This is a genomic window from Enterobacter sp. PI-10, from assembly GCF_027947695.1.
In the GTDB taxonomy this organism is placed as follows: Bacteria; Pseudomonadota; Gammaproteobacteria; order Enterobacterales; family Enterobacteriaceae; genus Enterobacter; species Enterobacter vonholyi.
In genome coordinates, this window is sequence record NZ_JAJNOG010000009.1 from 24,827 (window position 1) to 50,397 (window position 25,571).

The following is a 25,571-nucleotide window of genomic DNA, read 5'->3' on the forward strand; positions in this document are numbered from 1 at the left end:
TCCTTAACGCGCGACCCAACCCAGGGTCCGCTGCGCCAGCACGTCACGTGCCGGAATGAATAGTTCCATCGCCATCAGCCCGAGGTTGCGGCCCGCAACCAGCGGTGCCCAGCGATTGGCAAAGAGATGGACTAAGCCGTCGGTAACGCCGATGGTGGCCTCTTTATCCGCCTGACGGCGCTTCTGGTAATGAATCAGCACCGAATACGCCCCGCAGTCTTTTTGCTCGCCCCACGCATGCGCCAGTGATTCGGCCAGGCTCATGACGTCGCGTAAGCCCAGGTTAAAGCCTTGCCCCGCGATGGGGTGCAGCGTCTGTGCGGCATTACCGACAAGCGCCAGACGATGGGAGACAGACTGAGACGCCGTGGTCAGCGAAAGCGGGTAGACCGTCCGCTTGCCTGCGTGGGTAATACGCCCCAGCCGCCAGCCAAAGGCTTTCTGCAGCTCGGTACAAAAACGTTCGTCGGACCAGCCCTTAACCTCTTCCGCCTTATCCTGAGGATGACACCACACCAGGGAACAGCGCCCGTCCGACATCGGCAGCATCGCCAGCGGACCATGCTGCGTAAAGCGTTCAAACGCCCTGCCGTGGTGGTCAGCTGCGGTAGAGACGTTCGCAATGACCGCCACCTGCCCGTAAGGCTGCTGGCGCCACTCCACGCCACACTGGGTGCCGAGCGACGAGCGCGAACCGTCCGCGGCGACCAGAAGCTGGCCTTCAAGAACGGTGCCGTTTTCCAGCGTCACGCTAACCGACGCCTCACTACGGCTCACGCTGGCCACGCGCGCGGGGCAATGCAGCGTGACGCCCGGCGCGTCCTGGAGCAGGCGGAACAGTCCCAATCCGACGTCGTGCAGCTCAACGACCTGTCCCAGGGCATCAATCCGGTAGTCCTGCGCGTCCAGCGTGACAAAGCCAGCATGGCCGCGATCGCTGACGTGCACGGTACCGATCGCCGTGGCGCGGTCGGCTATCGCCTGCCAGATACCAATGCGTGAAAGCTGCTGGCAGGTGCCCTGCGCCAGCGCAATGGCGCGCGCATCAAAACCGGGGTGGTTTGACGCCTCTGGCGCAACGGCTTCCACCAGGTGCACCGGAAGCTGGCCCTGCGTCAAATGCGAAATGGCCAGCGCCAGCGTGGCCCCGGTCATGCCGCCGCCAACGATAATCACGCTCATGCGCGTGCCGCTGCCATCAGCGCCTCGATATCGTCAGCGTTTTTCACGACGCTGGCGGTCAGGTTTTCGTTACCGGTTTCGGTAATCACGATGTCATCTTCAATACGAATGCCAATCCCGCGGTACTCTTCAGGCACGTCGGCATCCGGCGCGATATACAGGCCCGGCTCCACGGTTAACACCATGCCCGGCTCCAGCACGCGCGAACGGTCGGTGCCGTACGCGCCAACGTCATGCACGTCCAGCCCCAGCCAGTGGCTCAGGCCGTGCATGAAATACGGTCGATGCGCATTTTCAGCAATCAGGCTGTCGACATCCCCTTTCAGGATCCCGAGCCTGACCAGACCGGTAATCATGATGCGCACCACTTCGTCGGTCACTTCCTGCATGGAGGTACCGGGACGATACAGCCTGAGCGCCGTCTCAAGAGACTCGAGAACGATGTCGTAAATGGCGCGCTGTGCCGGTGAGAACTTACCGTTCACCGGGAAGGTACGGGTGATGTCCCCCGCATAGCCCTGATATTCGCAACCGGCGTCAATCAGCACCAGATCGCCGTCGCGCAGCACGCTTTCGTTCTCGGTGTAGTGCAGAATGCAGCCGTTTTCCCCGCCGCCGACAATGGTGTTGTAAGAGGGATAGCGCGCGCCGTGGCGGTTAAATTCGTGGTGAATTTCGCCTTCCAGCTGGTATTCGAACATCCCGGGACGGCATTTCTCCATCGCGCGGGTGTGCGCCAGGGCGCTGATTTCGCCCGCACGGCGCATCACGTTAAGCTCCTCTTCAGACTTGAACAGGCGCATCTCATGCACCACCGGACGCCAGTCCGTCAGCGTGGCCGGTGCGGACAGGTTCTGGCGCGAGCCTTTGCGCAGCTTATCCAGCGCTGTGAAAACAATCTCATCTGCGTACGCATATTCGCCCTGCGCGTGATAGAGCACGTCGAGGCCGTTAAGCAGCTGATAGAGCTGCTGGTTGATTTCGCTAAACGCCAGCGCGCGGTCAACGCCCAGCTTCGCCGGTGCGGCCTCTTGCCCCAGGCGGCGGCCAAACCAGATTTCAGCAGTTAAGTCTCGTACGCGGTTGAAAATCACGCTGTGGTTGTGGGTGTCATTGCTCTTAATCAGCACCAGCACCGCTTCCGGCTCGTTAAAGCCGGTGAAGTACCAGAAATCGCTGCTCTGGCGATAGGGATATTCGCTGTCGGCGCTGCGCGTCACTTCGGGCGCAGCAAAAATTAGCGCAGCGCTGCCCGGCTGCATTTTCGCCAGCAGCGCCTGACGGCGGCGCGAATACTCTTGACTCGAGATAACCATGACACCCTCCTGTGCGTTATTTTTCTTAATGTAAGGTTGGCTTGCGGACTTCCGGCGCGGTCGGCTGTGAGCGCGTAAAGTTGTCGTGGCACAGCAGTGCCGCCACGCGCACGTACTCGATGATCTCTTCGAGAGACATTTCCAGCTCTTCCTGGTCTTCGTCTTCATCGTAGCCGAGCTGAGCGATATTACGCAGATCGTCGATCGCCTCACCCGCTTCGCCGGTCACTTTATCCAGTTTAGGCTGCGTCACGCCCAGCCCCAGCAGATAGTGGTTTACCCAGCCGGCCAGCGCATCGGCGCGATCGAACACGCTAACGTCGTCGCCTTCAGGCAGATAAAGCTGAAAAAGGAAGCCATCGTCTTCCAGAGAATCGCTGGTGGCGGCGTGCATTTTACGCAGCGCTTCCGCCAGCTCGTGACCAAACGCCAGCCCTTCATTCGTGAGGTCGTGGATCAGCGGCTGCCATGAGCTGTCGCTGTTTCCGCCGCACAGCATGCCACTGATCAGACCGTGCATTTCGGCAGGGGTTAAACCGACTCCCTGCTGGTTCAGTAACTGGTTTAAATCCTTGTAACCAGGCATTTCGTTCTGTATAGACATGAGCATTCGTCGTCAAAGGGGGGAAGTTTCATGATATGCTACCACTTTGGACCCTGGTGATACCAGAAAAGGGCTTGTATCTTCACATCAGGGTAGCTATAGTGTCGCCCCTTCGCAGCCCCCGGGGCCGTAAGCGAAGGCAGCGCAGTCAATCAGCAGGAAGGTGGCATGTCTGCACAACCCGTCGATCTCCAGATTTTTGGCCGTTCACTGCGAGTGAATTGTCCGCCTGAACAAAGGGATGCTTTGAATCAGGCTGCGGACGATTTGAATCAGCGGTTGCAAGATCTAAAAGAACGCACTAGAGTCACAAATACTGAGCAGCTGGTTTTCATCGCCGCGTTGAACATCAGCTATGAACTGACTCAGGAAAAAGCGAAGACCCGCGACTACGCGGCAAGCATGGAGCAGCGCATTAAAATGCTCCAGCAGACCATAGAACAGGCATTGCTTGATCAAGGTCGCAATCCCGAAAGACCGGGACCCAAGTTTGAATAACACTTCTCAGTTGACTATGGTAGAGTAACTGTGAAGACAGAATTTCTCTGAGATGTTCGCAAGCGGGCCAGTCCCCTGAGCCGATATTTCATACCACAAGAATGTGGCGCTCCATGGTTGGTGAGCATGCTCGGTCCGTCCGAGAAGCCTTAAAACTATGACGACACATTCACCTTGAACCAAGGGTTCAAGGGTTACAGCCTGCGGCGGCATCTCGGAGATTCCCTCTCTTTTCTTCTACCGACTACCATGACTCAATTCCCTGAAATTTCTGCTTCACGCCAGGACATCCGTCAGCTAATTCGTCAGCGCCGCCGTGCGTTAACATCCGATCAGCAAGCGCATTTTGCCCAGCAGGCCGCCGCCCGTATGATGGCGTATCCCCCTGTCTTGATGGCGCATACCGTTGCGCTGTTTCTATCGTTTGACGGCGAACTGGACACCCAACCGCTGATAGAGCAACTCTGGCGCGCCGGGAAGAAGGTCTATCTGCCGGTGCTGCACCCGTTTAGCGAGGGGAATCTGCTGTTTCTGCACTACCACCCGCACAGCGAGCTGGTGGTGAACCGCCTGAAAATCACCGAACCGAAACTCGACGTGCGCGACGTGCTGCCGCTGTCACAGCTGGATGTACTGATCACGCCACTGGTGGCGTTTGATGAACAGGGCCAGCGTTTAGGGATGGGCGGCGGTTTTTATGACCGGACGCTGCAAAACTGGCAGCAGTACGGGTTGCAGCCGGTGGGCTATGCGCATGATTGTCAGGGCGTGGAGGCGTTACCGGTGGAGAAATGGGATGTGCCGTTGCCGGCGGTGGTGACGCCCAGCAAAATCTGGGTCTGGTAGAATAAAGCCGGGTGGCGCTTACGCTTACCCGGCCTACAAATGCTCAGAGTAGGTCGGGTAAGGCGCAGCCGCCACCCGACACCACAAACCGCACTATCAGTACAGCAGACGCGCGCGAATCGTCCCCGCAATAGACTTCATGCTCAGCAGCGCTTTCTCGGCCACATCATCATCCGCTTCGATATCAATAACCACGTAGCCCATCTGCGAGTTCGTTTGCAGATACTGCGCGGCAATGTTAACGCCCTGCTCGGCAAAGATCTGGTTGATAGCGGTCAGCACGCCTGGACGATTTTCATGGATGTGCAGCAGACGACGACCACCGTGCAGCGGCAGAGACACTTCCGGGAAGTTCACGGCAGAGAGCGTAGAACCGTTATCGGAGTATTTGCTCAGTTTACCCGCCACTTCCAGACCGATATTTTCCTGCGCTTCCTGGGTAGAACCGCCAATGTGAGGCGTCAGGATCACGTTGTCGAACTCGCACAGCGGAGAGGTAAACGGATCGCTGTTGGTCGCAGGCTCCGTCGGGAACACGTCGATGGCTGCGCCCGCCAGGTGCTTACGCTTCAGCGCATCGCACAGCGCAGGGATATCGACAACCGTGCCGCGCGCGGCGTTAATCAGCAGTGAGCCCGGCTTCATCAGCGCCAGCTCTTCCGCGCCCATCATGTTTTTGGTGGACGCATTTTCCGGCACGTGCAGGCTCACCACGTCACTCATGTTCAGCAGGTCAGACAGGTGTTGAACCTGGGTGGCATTGCCCAGCGGCAGCTTGCTTTCGATATCGTAAAAATAGACATGCATACCGAGAGATTCCGCCAGAATCCCCAGTTGGGTACCGATGTGGCCGTAGCCGATAATCCCCAGCTTTTTACCACGCGCTTCATATGAGCCAGACGCCAGTTTGTTCCACACGCCGCGGTGCGCCTTGGCGTTAGCTTCAGGAATGCCGCGCAGCAGAAGCAGCAGTTCGCCAATCACCAGCTCCGCCACGGAACGGGTGTTGGAGAACGGGGCGTTGAAGACGGGAATACCGCGTTTCGCGGCAGCATTCAGGTCAACCTGGTTAGTACCAATGCAGAAGCAGCCGATAGCCACCAGCTTTTCCGCCGCGGCAATAACCTCTTCAGTCAGGTGAGTACGGGATCGCAGGCCAATGAAGTGGGCATCACGGATGGACGTTTTCAGCTCTTCGGTATCGAGCGCGCCTTTGTGAAATTCGATGTTGGTGTAACCTGCCGCACGAAGGCTATCGATTGCTTTTTGATGTACGCCCTCGACCAGCAGGAATTTAATCTTGTCTTTCTCCAGTGATACCTTTGCCATTTACCCGACCCTGTTTTTGTCTGAACTGATGTTGTGCTGGATATGAATCCGCCGTAGCCAACATATCAAAAAAAACTATTGCAGCAATATGAACGTTTGCGTCGGCACTCTGAAGAAAAGTCATACAGAGCAAAATGTCAGAGGAAAATGCTATGGAAATTTACAAACGCGGCAGGATCGGCAAAAGAGGCGTAAAAACGTGACACAAGTCACCGAATTTAGCTTTTCAAAAATTTTTTAGCGGGGGGAGGACTCCCCCCATCAGATCATTTTACGATGGTTTTCACGCCGTCAGCGGTGCCGATCAGCGCCACATCCGCGCCACGGTTGGCGAATAGCCCTACGGTCACTACGCCCGGAATGCCGTTGATGGCATTTTCCAGCGCAATCGCGTCAAGAATTTCCAGACCGTGAACGTCGAGGATCACGTTACCGTTATCGGTGACTACACCCTGACGGTATTCCGGACGACCGCCAAGCTTCACCAGCTGACGGGCAACCGCGCTACGGGCCATTGGGATCACTTCGACCGGCAGCGGGAAATTACCCAGAATGTCGACCTGCTTGGAGGCGTCCGCGATGCAGATAAACTTGTCCGCAACGGAGGCGATGATTTTTTCGCGCGTCAGCGCCGCGCCGCCGCCTTTGATCATCTGCATGTGGCCGTTGATTTCATCCGCGCCGTCAACGTAAATCCCCAGACGATCCACTTCGTTGAGATCGAAAACGGTAATGCCGAGGCTTTTCAGCTTTTCCGTGGAAGCATCAGAGCTGGAAACCGCGCCCTCGATTTGCCCCTTCATCGTGCCCAGCGCATCGATAAAGTGTGCCGCGGTTGATCCCGTACCGACACCGACAATGGTACCCGGCTGTACGTACTGGAGAGCGGCCCATCCTACTGCTTTTTTCAGTTCATCCTGCGTCATGATCGTTTTGCCTGTGGTGTGAAAACTCAGGGCGCATTATAGAACACGTCGAATGGAATTCGTCTGCCACAAAGGGAAAATTGTGTCATAGTGCAGATTAAGCAAAATTAAGGAGTCAGCCAGAGCAATGAAACGTCCGGACTACAGAACACTACAGGCACTTGATGCAGTTATTCGTGAACGCGGTTTTGAGCGCGCGGCGCAAAAGCTTTGCATCACCCAGTCCGCCGTATCACAGCGTATAAAACAGCTTGAAAACATGTTCGGCCAGCCGCTGCTGGTGCGTACCGTGCCGCCACGTCCAACCGAGCAAGGGCAAAAACTCCTCGCCCTGCTGCGCCAGGTTGAACTGCTGGAAGACGAGTGGCTGGGTGACGAACAAACGGGCTCTACGCCGCTGCTGCTCTCTCTGGCGGTCAACGCCGACAGTCTGGCAACCTGGCTGCTGCCGGCTCTTGCGCCGGTATTAGCAGATTCCCCTATCCGCCTGAACTTACAGGTTGAAGATGAAACCCGAACCCAGGAGCGCCTGCGTCGCGGTGAAGTGGTTGGGGCCGTCAGTATTCAGCCTCAGGCGCTGCCAAGCTGTCTTGTCGATCAGCTGGGCGCACTGGACTATCTGTTTGTGGGGTCAAAAGCCTTTGCCGAGCGCTACTTCCCCAACGGCGTCACCCGCGCCGCGCTGCTGAAAGCCCCTGCCGTGGCGTTCGACCATCTGGACGATATGCATCAGGCGTTCCTGCAGCAAAACTTCGATCTGCCGCCTGGCAGCGTGCCGTGCCATATCGTCAACTCGTCTGAAGCCTTCGTGCAGCTTGCGCGCCAGGGCACCACCTGCTGCATGATCCCACACCTGCAGATTGAGAAAGAGTTGAAAAGCGGTGAGCTGATTGACCTGACGCCGGGGCTGTATCAGCGCCGGATGCTCTACTGGCACCGTTTTGCGCCGGAAAGCCGTATGATGCGCAACGTCACCGACGCGCTGCTGGCATACGGGCATAAGGTGTTGAGACAGGATTAAAAAGAAAAGCCGGGTGGCAGCTACGCCTTACCCGGCCTACAGATTACTGAGCAGGTTTCGGCTGTGCTGCAACTGGTTCCAGCTGGAAGACCACATCGACCTGATCGTCGAACTGAATAGTTGGCTGCTCGTAAGTTTCCTGAGCGGACACCGGAGCTGCATCAGCCTTCATCATACGAACCATCGGGCTTGGCTGGTAGTTAGAGACGTGGTAACGCACGCTGTAAACCGGGCCAAGCTTGCTCTTAAAGCCAGAAGCCAGCTGTTCCGCCTGGTGAATGGCATCATCAATCGCCGCTTTACGCGCTTCGTCTTTATATTTTTCCGGTTGCGCAACGCCCAGCGACACGGAACGAATTTCGTTGAGACCCGCCTTCAGCGCACCGTCCAGCAGCGAGTTAAGCTTATCCAACTGACGCACGGTCACTTCGACGGTACGCACGGCGCGGTAGCCCTTCAGGATGCTTTTGCCATTCTGGTAGTCGTAATCGGGTTGAGTACGCAGGTTCGCAGAGTTGATATCTTTTTTACCGACACCGTTCTGCTCGAGGAAAGAGAGGTATTGCGCAACGCGATCGTCAGCCTGCTTCTTGGCCGTCGCCGCATCTTTCGCCACCACATTCACCTCAATTGCCAGGGTTGCAACATCGGGTACCGCGTCCACGCTTGCGGTGCCTGACGTGACGATGTGCGGACCATCCGGCAGTTCACTTGCCTGCACCGACACCGCACCGAAACTTACTAATGCCGCCAGGGCCATCACCTTAAACTTCACTGTTATTCCTCCATGTTGCGAAGAGTGCCCATTAACAGGGCGCATGCCAGCAAGCTTAGCGGGTCTTGTTCAGTTGTCCATAAGACAAGGATTAGTTGAACAATTCCTGGACATGATGAATCCCCTCTTTCGCCAGCTGGAAAGCGATAAACCACATCACCAGCCCCACAAGGGTATTAATGATGCGCTGGGCTTTGGCCGTACGCAGGCGAGGTGCCAGCCATGCCGCCAGAATGGCGAGACCGAAGAACCAGAGGAACGAGGCGCTGACCGTACCGAGCGCAAACCACCGTTTCGGCTCAACGTCCAGCTGTCCGCCCAGGCTGCCCAGCACCACAAAGGTGTCGAGATAAACATGCGGATTAAGCCAGGTGACCGCCAGCATGGTGACGATAATCTTCCAGCGGCCCTGCTTCATGACCTCCGCGCTCGCCAGCTCGAGGTTGCTGCTCATCGCCGTTTTCAGGGCACCAAAACCATACCAGAGCAGAAACGCCACGCCGCCCCAGGTAACCAGCGCCAGCAGCCACGGAGACTGCATCAGCAGCGCGCTGCCGCCAAAAATCCCGGCGCAGATCAGCAGTAAATCACTTACCGCGCACAGCAGGGCAATCATCAGATGGTACTGGCGGCGGATGCCCTGAGTCATCACGAACGCATTTTGCGGTCCGAGCGGAAGGATCATGGCCGCGCCTAAGGCAAGCCCTTGAAAATAATAAGATAGCATGACGATTTTCTCGCAGTGTTGTTCTGGAGGCTGACTATACTGCGCGAATCACATTAGAGGAAATGGATAATATTAATTGGGTATTAGCGGAGCTTATGAAAGCAAAGCCCGGTGGCGCGAGCGCTTACCGGGCCTATGGGTGACGTTATTCTGCTTCTTTGACTTTTTTGACGTTTACGTCCATCTGCGGGTACGGGAAGCTGATGCCGTTGGCATCGAAGTCGCGCTTAATGCGTTCCAGCACGTCCCAGTACACGTTTTGCAGATCGCTGCTTTTGCTCCAGATACGCACCACAAAGTTAATGGAGGAAGCACCGAGTTCGTTCAGGCGAACCGTCTGCTCTTTGTCTTTCAGAATGCGATCGTCTGAAGCAATGATATTAGTAATCAGCGACTTCACCTGATCGATGTCGGAGTCGTATGCCACGCTGATAATCAGTTCGTTACGACGCACCGGTTCACGGGAGAAGTTAATAATGTTGCCCGCAATGATTTTCCCGTTCGGCACGACCACGATGCGGCCATCAACGGTACGCATAGTGGTTGAGAAAATCTGCACCTGCAGCACGGTTCCGGCAATGCCGCCCAGGTCAACGTATTCGCCGGAGCGGAACGGACGGAAGGTGACCAGCAGCACGCCTGCCGCCAGGTTTGAAAGCGAGCCCTGCAGCGCCAGACCAATGGCCAGACCGGCGGCACCGAGAACGGCGATGACGGAGGCGGTCTGCACGCCCACACGGCCCAGCGCCGCAATCAGCGTAAAGGCGATGACGCCGTAGCGCACCAGTGCGGAGAGGAAGTCAGCCACCGTGGCGTCAATGTGACGGGCCAGCATCACGCGGTTAACCGCGTTCGATACGATACGCGCCACGATCATCCCGACGATGATGATGGCAATCGCCGCGACAATGTTCACGGCATAGCTCAGCAATAGCGCCTGGTTGCGTACCAGCCAGTTACCGGCGTTATTGATGCTGTCTACAACATCGAGTTGTTCCATTTATTCTTCCTTTTGTTAAACCAAAACACAAAATCCATCCCCCATGGAGACAGGCAGGTTCGTAAAGGGTAAACAAAAAGCGCCGGGTTTGCCAAACAGATCACAAAAACAGGTCTGGCAGGGTATTGAAAAAGCATAAAAAAAGGCCCGCATTTGCGGGCCTTCTGATGCTGTTAGCAGCTCAAATTACAGAACGTCGATCGCGTTCAGTTCTTTGAAAGCCTGCTCCAGACGGGTCACCATGGACGTCTGAGCAGCGCGCAGCCATACGCGTGGATCGTAGTATTTCTTGTTCGGCTGGTCTTCGCCTTTCGGGTTGCCCAGCTGGCCCTGCAGGTAAGCTTCGTTCGCTTTGTAGTACTGCAGGATACCGTCCCAGGTTGCCCACTGGGTATCGGTATCGATGTTCATTTTCACTACGCCGTAGCTTACGGAGTCTTTGATTTCCTGAGCAGAAGAACCGGAACCGCCGTGGAAGACGAAGTTCAGGCTGTTGTGCGGCAGGTTGTGTTTCTTAGACACGTATTCCTGAGAATCACGCAGGATGGTTGGGGTCAGAACCACGTTACCTGGTTTGTAAACGCCGTGTACGTTACCGAAGGACGCTGCAATGGTGAAGCGTGGGCTGATCTTGCTCAGCTCGGTGTAAGCGTAATCAACGTCTTCTGGCTGGGTGTACAGGGCAGAAGCGTCCATGTGGCTGTTGTCCACGCCGTCTTCTTCACCACCGGTGCAGCCCAGTTCGATTTCCAGGGTCATGTCCATTTTGGCCATGCGCGCCAGGTACTTAGAGCAGATTTCGATGTTTTCGTGCAGTGACTCTTCAGACAGGTCGATCATGTGAGAAGAGAACAGTGGCTTACCGGTTGCCGCGAAGTGTTTTTCACCCGCGTCCAGCAGACCGTCGATCCACGGCAGCAGTTTCTTCGCGCAGTGGTCAGTGTGCAGGATAACTGGAACACCGTAGTGTTCAGCCATCTGGTGAACGTGGTGCGCACCAGAGATAGCGCCCAGGATTGCAGCACCCTGAGGAATGTCAGTTTTCACGCCTTTACCTGCGATGAACGCAGCGCCGCCGTTAGAGAACTGAACGATAACTGGAGCTTTAACTTTAGCAGCAGTTTCCAGTACGGCGTTGATGGAGTCGGTACCCACGCAGTTAACTGCTGGCAGAGCGAAGTTGTTTTCTTTAGCTACCTGGAACACTTTCTGTACGTCATCACCAGTGATAACGCCAGGTTTTACGAAATCAAAAATTTTAGACATGTTGCTTAGTCCTGTATCTTCGGCCGTTAGAAAAGGTGCGAGCTCTTAAAAGCGCGCTGAAAATTGGGCAGGTTTCCCTGCCCTTGAATGGCTTACTTCTTAGCGCGCTCTTCGAGCATTGCTACTGCTGGCAGTACTTTGCCTTCCACGAATTCGAGGAATGCACCGCCGCCAGTGGAGATGTAGGAGATCTTGTCAGCGATACCGAACAGGTCGATTGCTGCCAGGGTGTCACCACCGCCTGCGATAGAGAACGCTTCGCTGTCTGCGATAGCGTTAGCAACGATTTCAGTACCTTTGCGGAAGTTCGGGAATTCGAACACGCCAACAGGACCGTTCCACAGGATAGTTTTTGCGTTTTTGAGGATTTCAGCCAGTTTCTGTGCAGAAACGTCGCCCAGGTCCAGAATCTGCTCTTCGTCTTTGATGTCGTTTACAGATTTCAGGGTCGCGGTTGCGGTTTCGGAGAACTCGGTCGCCACGCGAACGTCAGTTGGAACCGGGATATCACAGGTACCCAGCAGGCGTTTGGCTTCGTCAACCAGGTCTGCTTCGTACAGGGATTTACCGACGTTGTGGCCCTGAGCGGCAACGAAGGTATTCGCGATACCACCGCCAACGATCAGCTGGTCAGCGATTTTAGACAGGGAATCCAGAACGGTCAGTTTGGTAGAAACTTTAGAACCACCAACGATAGCCACCATCGGACGAGCTGGTTCTTTCAGTGCTTTACCCAGCGCTTCCAGTTCGTCAGCCAGCAGAGGACCGGCACACGCTACGTCTGCGAATTTACCGATACCGTGGGTTGACGCCTGTGCACGGTGAGCAGTACCGAAGGCATCCATCACGAATACGTCGCACAGTGCAGCGTATTTTTTGGAAAGGGTTTCGTCGTCTTTCTTCTCGCCTTTGTTGAAGCGAACGTTTTCCAGAACAACCAGTTCACCGGCCGCAACTTCAACGCCGTCCAGGTAATCTTTCACCAGGCGAACCGGGTTGGACAGTTTGTCTTTCAGGTAATTAACCACTGGCAGCAGAGAGAACTCTTCGTTGTACTCGCCTTCAGTTGGACGACCCAGGTGGGAGGTGACCATCACTTTCGCGCCCTGCTTCAGAGCCAGTTCGATGGTTGGCAGAGATGCACGGATACGCGCGTCGCTGGTCACTTTGCCATCTTTAACCGGTACGTTCAGATCGGCACGGATGAAAACGCGTTTACCAGCCAGATCCAGATCGGTCATCTTAATTACAGACATGGTGAATCCTCTCGTTGATTCTTAAAGTTTTGCAGACGCACGATGCGTCTTACCTGAAACCTTGAGCGGCCATTGCTAACGTGGTGTCGAGCATTCGGTTAGCAAAGCCCCATTCGTTATCACACCAGACCAGCGTCTTGATAAGGTGTGCCCCACTGACTCTCGTTTGCGTACCATCGACGATGGCGCTGTGCGGGTCGTGGTTAAAATCTACTGAGACCAACGGTAATTCCGTATAGTCAACTATACCATGAAATGCCCCCTGTGCCGCTTTTTGCAGCAACAGGTTGACTTCACAGGCTTTTACAGGTTTTTTTACCGTCACGCTAAGGTCGATTGCGGTAACGTTAATCGTTGGAACACGCACGGCAATCGCTTCAAACCGGTCATTAAACTGCGGAAAAATTCGGGTGATCCCTGCCGCCAGTTTCGTATCTACCGGAATAATTGACTGGCTCGCCGCGCGAGTGCGTCGTAAATCCGGATGGTAGGCGTCGATAACCTGCTGATCGTGCATGGCGGAATGAATCGTGGTCACGGTGCCGGATTCAATGCCATACGCATCGTCTAACAGTTTGATGACCGGAATAATGCAGTTGGTGGTACAGGAGGCGTTGGAAACAATGCGGTGTTCGGCCTGCAGCTCATGCTGGTTGACGCCAAACACGACTGTCGCGTCGAGGTCATTACTGCCGGGATGAGAAAACAGGACTTTTTTCGCGCCTGCAGCCAGATGAGCTTCGCCGTGTTCGCGGTTGCCATAAACACCGGTACAGTCAAGCACGACATCCACACCCAGTTCACGCCAGGGTAGCCCGGAAATGCTGTTCTCATGCAGAACACGAATAGCGTCATCACCCACAAAGAGCTGATCTCTTTCCTGGCGCACATCCCAGGCGAAACGTCCGTGGCTGGTGTCATACTTCAATAAATGCGCCATGCCCGCAGCATCCGCCAGTTCATTGATTGCCACCACGGTTATTTCCGCCCGACGTCCGGATTCATACAAAGCACGAACCACGTTACGCCCGATGCGACCGAAGCCATTAATCGCTACGCGTACGGTCATAGATCTCCTGCAAAGCAATCCCTGAGTTTGAGGTGGCTGAAAGAGTAATCCAGCTACGCCCGAAGGGGAATCCTTGCTGTCACAAACTGCGATTGATTGGTCAATTGTCGAACATTTAATCGACTGAAACGCTTCAGCAAGAATAAGCGAATCGGGGAATAAAAGGAATGTCTGTCCAGATGAATAAGCGAGCTATATGACTTGCGTCACATTTTAGGTGGAGTAATGACGCAAAAAAAGCCGGGTGGCGCGCTAGCGCTTACCCGGCCTACTTTCGAGCCATTTGTAGACCCGGTAAGCGTAGCGCCACCGGGCAAAACGGCGATTACAGCAGTTCTTTCGCTTTCGCGACAACGTTCTCAACGGTGAAGCCGAACTCTTCGAACAGCTGCTCTGCCGGAGCAGACTCACCGAAGGTGGTCATACCGACGATGGCACCGTTCAGGCCCACGTATTTGAACCAGTAGTCAGCGATACCCGCTTCCACTGCCACACGCGCGGAAACCGCTTTAGGCAGAACGGATTCACGGTAAGCGGCATCCTGCTTGTCAAACGCATCGGTAGACGGCATGGAGACCACGCGCGCCTTCACGCCTTCGGCAGTCAGTTTTTCCCATGCGGCAACAGCCAGCTCAACTTCAGAACCGGTAGCGATGAAGATCAGCTCAGGCTGGCCCGCGCAATCTTTCAGCACGTAACCACCGCGAGCGATGTTCGCCAGCTGCTCAGGGGTACGCTCCTGCTGCGCCAGGTTCTGACGGGAGAGGATCAGCGCGGTTGGACCGTCCTGACGCTCAACGCCGTATTTCCACGCCACCGCGGATTCAACCTGGTCACATGGACGCCATGTGCTCATGTTCGGGGTCACGCGCAGGGAAGCCACCTGCTCTACCGGCTGGTGAGTTGGGCCGTCTTCGCCCAGACCGATGGAGTCGTGGGTGTAGACCATCACCTGACGCTGTTTCATCAGCGCCGCCATACGCACGGCGTTACGTGCATATTCAACGAACATCAGGAAGGTAGAGGTGTACGGCAGGAAACCACCGTGCAGGGAGATACCGTTGGCAATCGCGGTCATACCGAATTCACGTACACCGTAATGGATGTAGTTACCGGCAGTGTCTTCGTTGATTGGCTTAGAACCGGACCACAGGGTCAGGTTAGATGGCGCCAGGTCAGCAGAGCCGCCCAAGAATTCTGGCAGCCATGGGCCGAACGCTTCAATCGCATTCTGAGACGCTTTACGGCTCGCGATTTTAGACGGGTTCGCCTGCAGCTTAGCGATAAACTCGTTCGCTTTCGCGTCAAAGTCAGACGGCATGTCACCTTTCATACGACGGGTGAATTCAGCCGCTTCCTGCGGGAAGGCTTTCGCGTAAGCAGCGAACTTCTCGTTCCAGGCCGCTTCTTTCGCCTGACCTACTTCTTTTGCATCCCACTGAGCGTAGATCTCGGATGGGATTTCAAATGCAGGGTGTTTCCAGCCCAGCGCTTCGCGGGTCAGTGCGATTTCTGCATCACCCAGCGGCGCGCCGTGGGAGTCGTGCGTACCCGCTTTGTTCGGTGAACCGAAGCCGATGATGGTTTTGCACATCAGCAGGGACGGCTTGTCCGTCACCGCGCGCGCTTCTTCTACTGCACGTTTAATCGAGTCAGCATCGTGACCATCAACGCCACGCACAACGTGCCAGCCGTAGGCTTCGAAACGTGCTGCGGTGTCGTCGGTGAACCAGCCTTCAACGTGACCGTCGATAGAGATACCGTTGTCGTCATAGAACGCAACCAGTTTACCCAGCTTCAGGGTACCTGCCAGGGAGCACACTTCGTGAGAAATGCCTTCCATCATGCAGCCGTCGCCCATGAACGCGTAGGTGAAGTGGTCAACGATGTCGTGACCAGGACGGTTGAACTGCGCCGCCAGGGTCTTCTCTGCAATCGCCATACCCACGGCGTTAGCAATACCCTGACCCAGCGGGCCGGTGGTGGTTTCTACGCCAGCGGTGTAGCCCACTTCCGGGTGACCTGGAGTTTTGGAGTGCAGCTGACGGAAGTTTTTCAGCTCTTCGATAGGCAGATCGTAGCCGGTGAGGTGCAGCAGGCTATAGATCAGCATAGAGCCGTGGCCGTTGGACAGCACGAAGCGGTCGCGGTCAGCCCATGACGGGTTCTGTGGGTTGTGGTTCAGGAAATCACGCCACAGGACTTCGGCGATATCAGCCATACCCATAGGAGCCCCTGGGTGGCCGGATTTGGCTTTCTGAACTGCGTCCATGCTCAGCGCACGAATAGCATTAGCAAGCTCTTTACGTGAGGACATTTTAACTCCAGATCGGACTGTTAAAGGCCATGCCCTTGACGACAGCGCGTTTTGGGCTACGCCGGAAAAAAGTGCCAACAATGTAACCCAAGCGGCATGCCATGTACATGGACCATTCTTTTGCAGCTTAAGAAATCTCTGGATCATGCTCGCATGTTGCGCAATCTACTCGCCCGGCCCTGTAGATATTCCTTATACTTAGCTCGACACCGGCTTCGCTGACGGTGACCTTTTCGGATTTTATTCAGATTAACGAGTACGGAAGCAACCTCATGAAAATGCGTGCAATAGTGCTGGCCCTGGGTACAACGCTCCTGCTGAGCGGCTGTCAGAATATGGATTCTAACGGTCTGATGACGTCAGGGGCAGAGGCCTTTCAGGCCTATTCCCTGAGCGATGCGCAGGTGAAAGCGCTGAGCGACCAGGCCTGTAAAGATATGGACGGAAAAGCCACGCTTGCGCCGGCCAACAGTACCTACACGCAGCGTCTGAATAAGATTGCTTCCGCACTGGGCGACAACATCAACGGCCAGCCGGTTAACTACAAGGTGTACATGGCGAAAGACGTCAACGCCTTCGCGATGGCGAACGGCTGTATCCGCGTTTACAGCGGACTGATGGACATGATGACCGACAATGAAGTGGAAGCGGTTATCGGCCATGAAATGGGCCACGTTGCCCTGGGCCACGTGAAGAAAGGGATGCAGGTTGCCCTGGGCACCAATGCCATCCGCGCAGCGGCGGCCTCTGCAGGCGGTATCGTTGGCAGCCTGTCGCAGTCACAGCTTGGGGACGTGGGTGAAAAGCTGGTTAACTCTCAGTTCTCACAGCGTCAGGAGTCCGAGGCGGATGACTACTCCTACGATCTGTTGCGCAAACGCGGCATTAATCCATCAGGCTTAGCCACCAGCTTCGAAAAACTGGCCAAGCTGGAAGCCGGACGCCAAAGCTCCATGTTTGACGATCACCCGGCCTCAGAAGAACGCGCACAGCATATTCGCGACCGTATGGCCGCAGACGGAATTAAATAATTTCAGAAGGAGGCAGTTTTGCCTCCTTTTTATTTCGCATGAATTGTTAACTTAACAGCACGTATCGATAACACCCCTGAAAGCCCCGCCAAATCTGCCCTATGGCATTGAAATGTCTGGTCACATAATTATTGCAAAGGTCACTTTTTCCGGTAATTATCACCTCCGCAGTTATTCAAATTAATATATCCAGACAGAGACGTTCCCTCCGTGAAAAAAGAATTATCATTAGTTGCTTTAAGCTTATTTGCCGCATTACCTGCCGCTGCAAGCCAGCAATCCGACAGCCAGGGTTTTATTGACGACAGCCGTCTGGACCTGTTTTTCCGCAATGCGTATATCAGCCGCGACTACCATCAGGGCCAGCAGGACAAAGCCGAATGGGGTCAGGGGATTATCGCCACGTTTGCATCCGGCTATACCGAAGGGCTGGTGGGCTTTGGTGTGGACGGTATTGCTCAATACGGCGTGCGCCTGGACGGCGGTCGCGGCAAAAGCGGCGCAGGCGGCATCGACTTCTTTAAGCAGGAAGACGACGGCCGGGCAAAATCCGATCTGGCAAAGTTTGGCGCAACCGCCAAAATGCGCATCTCGAATACCGTACTGAGCTACGGGAATCAGCGTCCTGAATTGCCTATCGTCAATGCCGACAGCTCTCGCCTGCTGTTTGAAAGCTACACCGGCGCCATGCTGACCTCAAAAGAGATCGACGGTCTGGAAATCAACGCCGGTTATTTCACCGACGAGCAGCGTAAAAGTGACGATCGCCACGACAGCGGACTGAAGAGCCTCTCCTTCGGCGGCGCGAGCTACCAGTTTAACGACCAGTTCAGCGGCGCGCTTTACGCCTCTCACAATGAAGAGGTGATGAACAAGCAGTATCTGGGCCTGAACTTCAAGCAGCCGTTCAGCACCGGGCAGCAGCTGGTGCTCGACTTCAACGGCTATAACTCCCGTCTCGATCAGAGTTACGCGGACAGCCTCGACACGGGCCGCAGCAACACTATCTGGAGCCTGGCGGCGAGCTACATCTGGGATATTCACACGTTCAAAGTGGCGTACCAGCAGAGCAGCGGCAGTACCGGCTACAACTACGGCGGCTATCGTGACAAGGGCGGCGTGGGTGACGGCGGTAACACCATCTGGCTGGCGAACTCCTACTGGTCAGATTTTAACGGCGAAGATGAACGTTCATGGCAGGCTTCCTACGGTCTGGACTTTAGCGGCCTTGGCTTACCGGGCCTGAGCTGGACCACCGCCTACGTGCGTGGCGATAACATCAAAACCTCTGAAACCAGCAACGGCAAAGAGCACGAGTGGTTTAACCAGATCCAGTACCAGGTGCAGGATGGTCCGGCTAAGGATCTGAAGCTTAAACTGCGCTACTCCGTCCTGCGCGTCTCCAGCAACGCCAGCGATTACAACGTGGGCGGGGACGAGATCCGCGCTTACGTGGAATACCCTTTTAACGTGTTCTAAAGGCAATAAAAAACCTCTCAATAGAGAGGTTTTTTTTCACGCCAGGCGAGGCTTATTCGCCTTTTTTAGCTGCCTGAATGTAGAGCATTTCCAGTGCCAGAGTCGCTGCGGCAAGCGCAGTGATCTCGGACTGGTCATAGGCAGGCGCCACTTCCACCACGTCCATCCCAACAATGTTCAGATCCTTCAGGCCGCGCACCAGTTTGATGGCACGATCTGAGGTCAAACCGCCGATGACCGGCGTACCGGTACCCGGAGCAAAAGCCGGATCCAGGCAGTCGATGTCGAAGGTCAGATACACAGGCATATCACCCACGATTTGCTTCACCTGAGCGATGATGTCATCAACGCCGCGATCGTTAACCTGGCCCGCATCCAGCACGGTGAAGCCGTTGTCTTTGTCGAACTCGGTGCGAATGCCGATCTGCACTGAGTGGTTCGGGTCGATCAAGCCTTCGTTCGGCGCGGTAAAGAACATGGTGCCGTGGTCAAACTCACAGCCGTTCGCGTAGGTGTCGGTATGCGCATCAAAGTGTACCAGCGCCATTTTACCGAAGTGCTTCGCGTGGGCGCGCAGCAGCGGCAGGGTCACGAAGTGGTCGCCGCCGAAGGAGAGCATGCGCTTACCGGCAGCCAGCAGCTTCTCGGCGTGGGCCTGCAGCTTTTCGCTCATCTCACGCGCGTCGCCGAAGGCGTACACCAGGTCACCGCAGTCCACCACGTTCAGGCGCTCGCGCATGTCGAAGTTCCACGGGAAGCGGTTATGCTCCCACGCAAGGTTAGTGGAAACCTGACGAATCGCTGCCGGGCCGTGACGACCACCCGCGCGGCCAGATGTCGCCATATCGAACGGCACGCCGGTGATCACCCAGTCAGCGTCGCTATCGTACGGCTGGAAGTTCATCGGAAGGCGTAAAAAACCAAACGCGTTAGATACCAGAGAGTTATCGTACTGATGACCTAAAGTGCTCATGTCCTGACCTCTTTTAAAGTCGATACATTAAAAACAGATGAAAAAAAATCCCCTCCGCGTCGTTAAACCCGACGAGGAAGGGATTGATTCGTAAATCGCTTATTAGGGCGAATTATCGCCGGTAATGCATACGGGTTCAAGTGAGTATAGCATTCTGCCGGATGGCGGCTTCGCCTTATCCGGCCTACATTCGTAGGCCCGGTAAGCGCAGCGCCACCGGGCATCAGCGACTACTCGTCTTCCAGATACGTATATCCGTACAGACCCGCTTCAAACTCTTCCAGGAACTGCTGCTGGAGCGCGTCGTCCAGACCGGTGTTTTTCACCTGATCGCGGAACTGCGTCAGCAGGGTTTTCGGATCCAGCTGAACGTATTCCAGCATGTCTGCCACGGTGTCCCCTTCATCGGACAGCTCAACTTCCACGCTGCCGTCAGGGAACACGAACACGTCCACCGCTTCGGTATCACCGAACAGGTTATGCATGTTGCCGAGGATCTCCTGATACGCGCCGACCATAAAGAAGCCCAGCATCGGCGGGTTCTCCGGGTCGTATTCCGGCATTGGCATTGTCGTTGCGATGCCGTCGCCGTCAACGTAGTGGTCGATAGCACCGTCGGAATCGCAGGTAATGTCCAGCAGCACCGCGCGACGTTCCGGGGCGTGGTTCAGCCCTTCCAGCGGCAGAACCGGGAACAGCTGATCGATACCCCAGGCATCCGGCATCGACTGGAACAGCGAGAAGTTGACGTAAATCTTATCCGCCATACGCTCCTGCAGCTCGTCGATAATCGGACGGTGCGCGCGGTTGCTCGGGTCGAGCTGTTTCTGCACTTCATGGCACATGTTCAGATAGAGCTGCTCCGCCCACGCGCGCTCCTGCAGGCTGAAGGTGCCTGAAGAATAGCCCACGTGAATATCGTGCAGGTCCATCTGGCTGTCGTGCAGCCATTCGCGCAGGGAACGACGCGTGCCCGGCTCGTGCATCTCCTGCCAGGTTTCCCACATGCTCTGCAGGGAACGCGGCGCATCGTCTGCCGGCGGTGTCGCTTCGGTGGTTTCGCTGCGCTCAACGCCGATGATGTTCGAGACCAGCACCGTATGGTGCGCAGTGACCGCGCGACCGGATTCGGTGATCACCGTCGGGTGCGGCAGGCCGTTCTCTTCACAGGCATCGCCGATCGCCCAGATGATGTTGTTCGCGTATTCGTTCAGGCCGTAGTTCACGGAGCAGTCAGACTGCGAGCGGGTCCCTTCGTAGTCCACGCCCAGGCCGCCGCCCACGTCGAAGCACTGAATATTTACGCCAAGCTTATGCAGCTCAACGTAGAAACGCGCTGACTCACGCACGCCGGTCGCAATATCGCGAATGTTGGCCATCTGCGAGCCGAGGTGGAAGTGCAGCAGCTGAATGCTGTCCAGACGACCGCGCTCGCGCAGGATTTCCACCAGCTGCAGCACCTGGTTCGCCGCCAGGCCGAACTTGGATTTTTCGCCGCCGGAGGACTGCCATTTGCCGGAACCCTGTGACGCCAGACGCGCACGCACGCCAAGGCGTGGCACCACGTTCAAACGCTCGGCTTCTTCCAGCACGATGGCGATTTCGGTCATCTTTTCGATAACCAGATAGACCTTGTGGCCCATCTTCTCGCCAATCAGCGCCAGACGAATGTATTCACGGTCTTTATAGCCGTTACAGACGATCACTGAACGGGTCATGCCCGCATGCGCCAGAACTGCCATCAGTTCAGCTTTGGAACCCGCTTCCAGACCCAGCGGCTCGCCGGAGTGGATCAGAGATTCAATTACGCGGCGGTGCTGGTTCACCTTGATCGGGTAAACCAGGAAGTAGTCACCTTTATAACCGTAGGATTCACGCGCGCGCTTAAACGCGGCGTTAATCGAACGCAGGCGATGTTGCAGGATCTGCGGGAAGCAGAACAGTGCAGGCAAACGCTGGCCCTGAGCTTCACGGGCTTTAACCAGCTTCGCGAGATCCACGCGCGCTTCAGGGACGTCCGGATCCGGGCAGACGCTGATGTGGCCCAGTTCGTTGACGTCGTAATAGTTATTGCCCCACCAGGCAATATTGTAAGTGCGCAGCATCTTGCTGGCTTCCTCGGAGCTCATCGCAACCTCCTGCATAGAACGTAGTACACCCTGTTCGCCCGCTGACGAAGGCGAAAAAGAAGACATGTCGTCAGACATAGCGAACCTCAACTCTTTGTATTAAGTGTAAAACAGTTGACTACTATCGCAGCGTTATACGGCGATAACAACCCATAAACGGCTCCGTTTCCCAGCAGAGTATGCTGAAATCCAGACCGTGCGACCGGTTTCTTATTCATATCATTGTAAAACACGTATCCGAACTCTGTATGACAAGGTTCGGCGAAACCACGAGAAAACTCTTGTATTAACAAGAGCGCCCTTGTTCAGTTTTCACAAAGCGTGACCGGCCCTGGAATCCTGAGAAGCGCCGAGATGGGTATAACATCGGCAGGTTTGCAGACTAAAAATGCGGGTTGCGGGAATCAAATGCGCGCCAGAACGGCTGCGCAGAATTAGCGGAAAACGATGGTTCATTATCTCGTATCACCTCCACGGCCGCTTCTGCTGAAACGGACCCCAAGCCAAAGCTAAAAGTTCACTGCTTAACCCGGCTGGAAGTGGCGACACGATGAGTTCATCGAGCGCTTATTTTATATGAGCCGCGCGCCGCGTTTTATACCGAGAAGGGGGCTAAAAAGCAAAACAAAAATGCGCGTATTGCCGGGGCCGTCAGGAATTATTGCCAGCAGCAATTTCAACTGAGTGAGAGGTTAGTCAAAAAAAACTGGAAATCGGGCGAAGAAGTGACCTAAAATAGCCATCCAGATGTTAATCCATCTATACTGATTAACACTCATACTGCCAGTGTCAAAAACCTGCAGGCCTTGGTAGAATTATCTCCTTTGGCTATTCCACACAGCAGCTTGAGCTAACCAAATTCCTCTTAGGTGAAATAAAACATGGCAAAACACCTGTTTACGTCCGAGTCCGTATCAGAAGGACATCCTGATAAAATTGCTGACCAAATCTCCGATGCGGTGCTGGATGCGATCCTGGCGCAGGATCCTAAAGCGCGCGTAGCGTGCGAAACCTATGTCAAAACCGGCATGGTTCTGGTTGGCGGTGAGATCACCACCAGCGCATGGGTTGATATCGAAGAGATCACCCGTAACACGGTGCGTGAGATCGGCTATGTGCATTCTGATATGGGTTTTGATGCCAACTCCTGCGCGGTACTGAGCGCAATTGGCAAACAGTCTCCGGATATCAACCAGGGCGTTGACCGTGCCGATCCGCTGGAACAGGGCGCGGGCGACCAGGGTCTGATGTTCGGCTATGCAACCAACGAAACCGACGTGCTGATGCCAGCACCGGTCACCTACGCACACCGTCTGGTGCAGCGTCAGGCAGAAGTGCGTAAAAACGGCACCCTGCCGTGGCTGCGCCCGGATGCGAAGAGCCAGGTCACCTTCCAGTATGACGACGGCAAAATCGTCGGTATTGACGCGGTGGTTCTGTCTACCCAGCATTCCGAAGAAATCGATCAGAAATCCCTGCAGGAAGCAGTGATGGAAGAGATCATCAAGCCGGTTCTGCCTACCGAATGGCTGAGCTCTGCGACCAAATTCTTCATCAACCCAACCGGACGCTTTGTTATCGGCGGCCCAATGGGTGACTGCGGTCTGACAGGTCGTAAAATCATCGTTGATACCTACGGCGGCATGGCGCGTCACGGTGGCGGTGCGTTCTCCGGTAAAGATCCGTCTAAAGTTGACCGTTCTGCGGCGTACGCGGCACGTTATGTGGCGAAAAACATCGTTGCTGCCGGCCTGGCTGACCGCTGTGAGATTCAGGTCTCCTACGCAATCGGCGTGGCTGAACCCACCTCCATCATGGTTGAAACCTTTGGTACCGAGAAAGTGCCTTCAGAACAGCTGACGCTGCTGGTACGCGAGTTCTTCGACCTGCGTCCATACGGCCTGATTCAGATGCTGGATCTGCTGCACCCAATCTACAAAGAAACCGCTGCATATGGTCACTTTGGTCGTGAACATTTCCCATGGGAAAAAACCGACAAAGCCGCTCTGCTGCGTGAAGCTGCCGGTCTGAAGTAATCGACTGACATCGCTTTTAAAAGGCCAGCCTGAAGGCTGGCCTTTTTTTGTCGGGTGGCGATATTTGGAACCGATTACACCGCACCGGACATCCCCCGCTTTCAGAATATTCTCTTTGCACGATCGACTTTCTTCTGCTGTTACATTCCCTTTCAGTTAAGTCTGAAATGTGTCCTTTCGCGATGCATATCACCTCATTTACCTCTATATTTTCAAAGCTTTAATTTTATTTACGGTTGCAAGGCTGTGTAACCGATTACACCTATGTGATTAATCTCACATATTTTTGTGGGTCGCTCACCTACCCTTAACATCAATAAAACTGATAACCCAACTGGAGGGCATAATGCCTGACAATAAAAAACAGGGGCGTACGTCCAACAAGGCGATGACATTCTTCGTCTGTTTCCTCGCCGCCCTGGCAGGATTACTTTTTGGCCTGGATATCGGCGTGATTGCCGGTGCATTACCTTTCATTACAGAAGAGTTCCAGATCAGCGCTCACACCCAGGAGTGGGTGGTTAGCTCAATGATGTTTGGCGCGGCCGTCGGGGCCGTCGGCAGCGGCTGGCTCTCCTTTAAGCTCGGACGTAAAAAGAGCCTGATGATCGGCGCGATCCTGTTCGTTGCCGGCTCACTCTTCTCTGCCGCAGCGCCTAACGTTGAGGTCCTGCTGGTTTCCCGCGTGCTGCTTGGTCTGGCCGTGGGCGTGGCGTCCTATACCGCCCCGCTTTACCTGTCTGAAATTGCGCCGGAGAAAATCCGCGGCAGTATGATTTCGATGTACCAGCTGATGATCACCATTGGTATCCTGGGCGCGTACCTTTCCGATACGGCGTTTAGCTACAGCGGCGCATGGCGCTGGATGCTCGGCGTGATCATCATCCCTGCGGTTCTGCTGCTGATTGGCGTCTTCTTCCTGCCGGACAGCCCTCGCTGGTTTGCTGCAAAACGTCGATTCCACGATGCCGAACGCGTGCTGATGCGCCTGCGCGATACCAGCGCGGAAGCGAAAAACGAGCTGGAAGAGATTCGCGAAAGCCTGAAGGTCAAACAGTCCGGCTGGGCGCTATTTAAAGAGAACAGCAACTTCCGCCGCGCGGTTTTCCTCGGCGTACTGCTGCAGGTCATGCAGCAGTTCACCGGAATGAACGTCATCATGTACTATGCGCCAAAAATCTTTGAACTGGCGGGTTACACCAACACCACCGAGCAGATGTGGGGGACCGTCATCGTGGGTCTGACCAACGTGCTGGCGACCTTTATCGCAATTGGTCTGGTGGACCGCTGGGGACGTAAGCCAACCCTGACGCTAGGCTTCCTGGTGATGGCGGCAGGCATGGGGGTCCTCGGTACTATGATGCATGTGGGCATTCACTCCCCAACCGCCCAGTACTTTGCGGTAGGCATGCTGCTGATGTTTATCGTCGGGTTTGCGATGAGCGCAGGTCCGCTGATCTGGGTGCTGTGCTCTGAGATCCAGCCGCTGAAAGGACGTGATTTTGGCATCACCTGCTCTACCGCAACCAACTGGATTGCCAACATGATCGTCGGCGCAACGTTCCTGACCATGCTCAATACCCTGGGCAACGCCAACACCTTCTGGGTTTACGCCGGTCTGAATATCTTCTTTATTGTGCTGACCATCTGGCTGGTTCCAGAAACCAAACACGTTTCTCTGGAACATATTGAACGTAACCTGATGAAAGGTCGTCCTCTGCGCGAAATCGGCGCCCACGACTAATCCTCACTCGGGAGGTGCCTCTTGCACCTCCCCGCTTCGCGCTTTAT

23 protein-coding genes and 1 other RNA gene are annotated in these 25,571 nt (G+C 55.4%); 8 read left to right on the forward strand and 16 right to left on the reverse strand.

What is annotated here, in order from left to right:
* Positions 1-3 precede the first annotated feature (3 nt).
* From ubiH to LRM19_RS17430, 3 genes are read right to left on the reverse strand one after another with little or no spacing between them, the layout of a single operon-like run.
* Positions 4-1,182: a 2-octaprenyl-6-methoxyphenyl hydroxylase gene (gene ubiH, locus LRM19_RS17420; protein WP_271369532.1), complete on the reverse strand. Its 1,179-nt coding sequence runs from the start codon at positions 1,180-1,182 to the stop codon at positions 4-6.
* Entirely contained in the window at positions 1,179-2,492 is a 1,314-nt protein-coding gene (gene pepP, locus LRM19_RS17425) for a Xaa-Pro aminopeptidase (protein WP_271369580.1), read from the reverse strand. The genes ubiH and pepP overlap by 4 nt, the downstream gene beginning before the upstream one ends.
* A 31-nt stretch (positions 2,493-2,523) precedes the next feature.
* Positions 2,524-3,102, reverse strand: coding sequence for a YecA/YgfB family protein (locus LRM19_RS17430; protein ID WP_029739212.1), 579 nt, complete (start codon positions 3,100-3,102; stop codon positions 2,524-2,526).
* A gap of 168 nt (positions 3,103-3,270) precedes the next feature.
* On the opposite strand from LRM19_RS17430, the gene zapA reads away from it, so the two are divergent.
* The 3 genes from zapA (at position 3,271) to LRM19_RS17445 (ending at position 4,446) form a co-directional block, all read left to right on the forward strand.
* Complete coding sequence (gene zapA, locus LRM19_RS17435) at positions 3,271-3,600, forward strand: cell division protein ZapA (RefSeq protein ID WP_006811891.1); 330 nt, start codon at positions 3,271-3,273, stop codon at positions 3,598-3,600.
* A gap of 41 nt (positions 3,601-3,641) precedes the next feature.
* A non-coding RNA gene (ssrS, locus tag LRM19_RS17440) (6S RNA) lies at positions 3,642-3,825 on the forward strand.
* A gap of 24 nt (positions 3,826-3,849) precedes the next feature.
* On the forward strand, positions 3,850-4,446 hold the full coding sequence (locus LRM19_RS17445; protein WP_271369533.1) for a 5-formyltetrahydrofolate cyclo-ligase: 597 nt from the start codon (positions 3,850-3,852) through the stop codon (positions 4,444-4,446).
* A 96-nt stretch (positions 4,447-4,542) separates the two neighbouring features.
* Here the strand turns inward: LRM19_RS17445 and serA are convergent, their stop codons facing one another.
* Together serA and rpiA are read right to left on the reverse strand one after the other, a co-directional pair.
* Positions 4,543-5,775: a phosphoglycerate dehydrogenase gene (gene serA / locus LRM19_RS17450; protein ID WP_271369534.1), complete on the reverse strand. Its 1,233-nt coding sequence runs from the start codon at positions 5,773-5,775 to the stop codon at positions 4,543-4,545.
* A 266-nt stretch (positions 5,776-6,041) separates the two neighbouring features.
* Positions 6,042-6,701, reverse strand: coding sequence for a ribose-5-phosphate isomerase RpiA (gene rpiA / locus LRM19_RS17455; RefSeq protein WP_003860091.1), 660 nt, complete (start codon positions 6,699-6,701; stop codon positions 6,042-6,044).
* Positions 6,702-6,828: 127 nt separating this feature from the next.
* On the opposite strand from rpiA, the gene argP reads away from it, so the two are divergent.
* Positions 6,829-7,722 (forward strand): DNA-binding transcriptional regulator ArgP, encoded by an 894-nt coding sequence (gene argP / locus LRM19_RS17460; protein WP_008499727.1) that lies wholly within the window; start codon positions 6,829-6,831, stop codon positions 7,720-7,722.
* Positions 7,723-7,765: 43 nt separating this feature from the next.
* Here argP and LRM19_RS17465 read toward each other — a convergent pair whose 3' ends face one another.
* The 7 genes from LRM19_RS17465 to tkt form a co-directional block, all read right to left on the reverse strand.
* Positions 7,766-8,497, reverse strand: coding sequence for an oxidative stress defense protein (locus LRM19_RS17465; protein WP_271369535.1), 732 nt, complete (start codon positions 8,495-8,497; stop codon positions 7,766-7,768).
* Between the two features lie 91 nt (positions 8,498-8,588).
* Positions 8,589-9,224 carry an arginine exporter ArgO gene (argO, locus tag LRM19_RS17470; RefSeq protein ID WP_127732260.1) on the reverse strand — a complete coding sequence of 212 codons (636 nt, stop codon included), beginning with the start codon at positions 9,222-9,224 and terminating at the stop codon, positions 8,589-8,591.
* A gap of 145 nt (positions 9,225-9,369) precedes the next feature.
* A complete protein-coding gene (locus tag LRM19_RS17475) occupies positions 9,370-10,224 on the reverse strand; it encodes a small-conductance mechanosensitive channel MscS (protein ID WP_111963216.1) in 855 nt (284 codons plus the stop codon).
* A 186-nt stretch (positions 10,225-10,410) separates the two neighbouring features.
* Positions 10,411-11,490, reverse strand: coding sequence for a class II fructose-bisphosphate aldolase (gene fbaA, locus LRM19_RS17480; protein ID WP_008499731.1), 1,080 nt, complete (start codon positions 11,488-11,490; stop codon positions 10,411-10,413).
* Between the two features lie 92 nt (positions 11,491-11,582).
* On the reverse strand, positions 11,583-12,746 hold the full coding sequence (pgk, locus tag LRM19_RS17485; protein WP_023309116.1) for a phosphoglycerate kinase: 1,164 nt from the start codon (positions 12,744-12,746) through the stop codon (positions 11,583-11,585).
* Positions 12,747-12,795: 49 nt separating this feature from the next.
* Entirely contained in the window at positions 12,796-13,815 is a 1,020-nt protein-coding gene (epd, locus tag LRM19_RS17490) for an erythrose-4-phosphate dehydrogenase (RefSeq protein WP_127732263.1), read from the reverse strand.
* 325 nt (positions 13,816-14,140) lie between these two features.
* Positions 14,141-16,132, reverse strand: coding sequence for a transketolase (gene tkt / locus LRM19_RS17495; RefSeq protein WP_045355615.1), 1,992 nt, complete (start codon positions 16,130-16,132; stop codon positions 14,141-14,143).
* 272 nt (positions 16,133-16,404) lie between these two features.
* On the opposite strand from tkt, the gene LRM19_RS17500 reads away from it, so the two are divergent.
* Complete coding sequence (locus LRM19_RS17500; RefSeq protein ID WP_021242066.1) at positions 16,405-17,163, forward strand: M48 family metallopeptidase; 759 nt, start codon at positions 16,405-16,407, stop codon at positions 17,161-17,163.
* Positions 17,164-17,373: 210 nt separating this feature from the next.
* On the forward strand, positions 17,374-18,642 hold the full coding sequence (locus tag LRM19_RS17505) for an OprD family outer membrane porin (protein ID WP_115876239.1): 1,269 nt from the start codon (positions 17,374-17,376) through the stop codon (positions 18,640-18,642).
* 52 nt (positions 18,643-18,694) lie between these two features.
* Here LRM19_RS17505 and speB read toward each other — a convergent pair whose 3' ends face one another.
* From speB to LRM19_RS21245, 4 genes are all read right to left on the reverse strand, one after another.
* Entirely contained in the window at positions 18,695-19,615 is a 921-nt protein-coding gene (gene speB, locus LRM19_RS17510) for an agmatinase (protein ID WP_014071686.1), read from the reverse strand.
* Between the two features lie 230 nt (positions 19,616-19,845).
* Positions 19,846-21,822 carry a biosynthetic arginine decarboxylase gene (speA, locus tag LRM19_RS17515; RefSeq protein ID WP_008499744.1) on the reverse strand — a complete coding sequence of 659 codons (1,977 nt, stop codon included), beginning with the start codon at positions 21,820-21,822 and terminating at the stop codon, positions 19,846-19,848.
* Positions 21,823-21,830: 8 nt separating this feature from the next.
* A complete protein-coding gene (gene yqgB, locus LRM19_RS17520) occupies positions 21,831-21,962 on the reverse strand; it encodes an acid stress response protein YqgB (protein WP_127312443.1) in 132 nt (43 codons plus the stop codon).
* Between the two features lie 94 nt (positions 21,963-22,056).
* A complete protein-coding gene (locus LRM19_RS21245; RefSeq protein WP_442876251.1) occupies positions 22,057-22,200 on the reverse strand; it encodes a hypothetical protein in 144 nt (47 codons plus the stop codon).
* Positions 22,201-22,625: 425 nt separating this feature from the next.
* On the opposite strand from LRM19_RS21245, the gene metK reads away from it, so the two are divergent.
* Together metK and galP are read left to right on the forward strand one after the other, a co-directional pair.
* Complete coding sequence (gene metK, locus LRM19_RS17530; protein WP_014885184.1) at positions 22,626-23,780, forward strand: methionine adenosyltransferase; 1,155 nt, start codon at positions 22,626-22,628, stop codon at positions 23,778-23,780.
* A gap of 346 nt (positions 23,781-24,126) precedes the next feature.
* On the forward strand, positions 24,127-25,524 hold the full coding sequence (gene galP / locus LRM19_RS17535) for a galactose/proton symporter (RefSeq protein WP_111963220.1): 1,398 nt from the start codon (positions 24,127-24,129) through the stop codon (positions 25,522-25,524).
* The last annotated feature ends 47 nt before the right edge of the window (positions 25,525-25,571 follow it).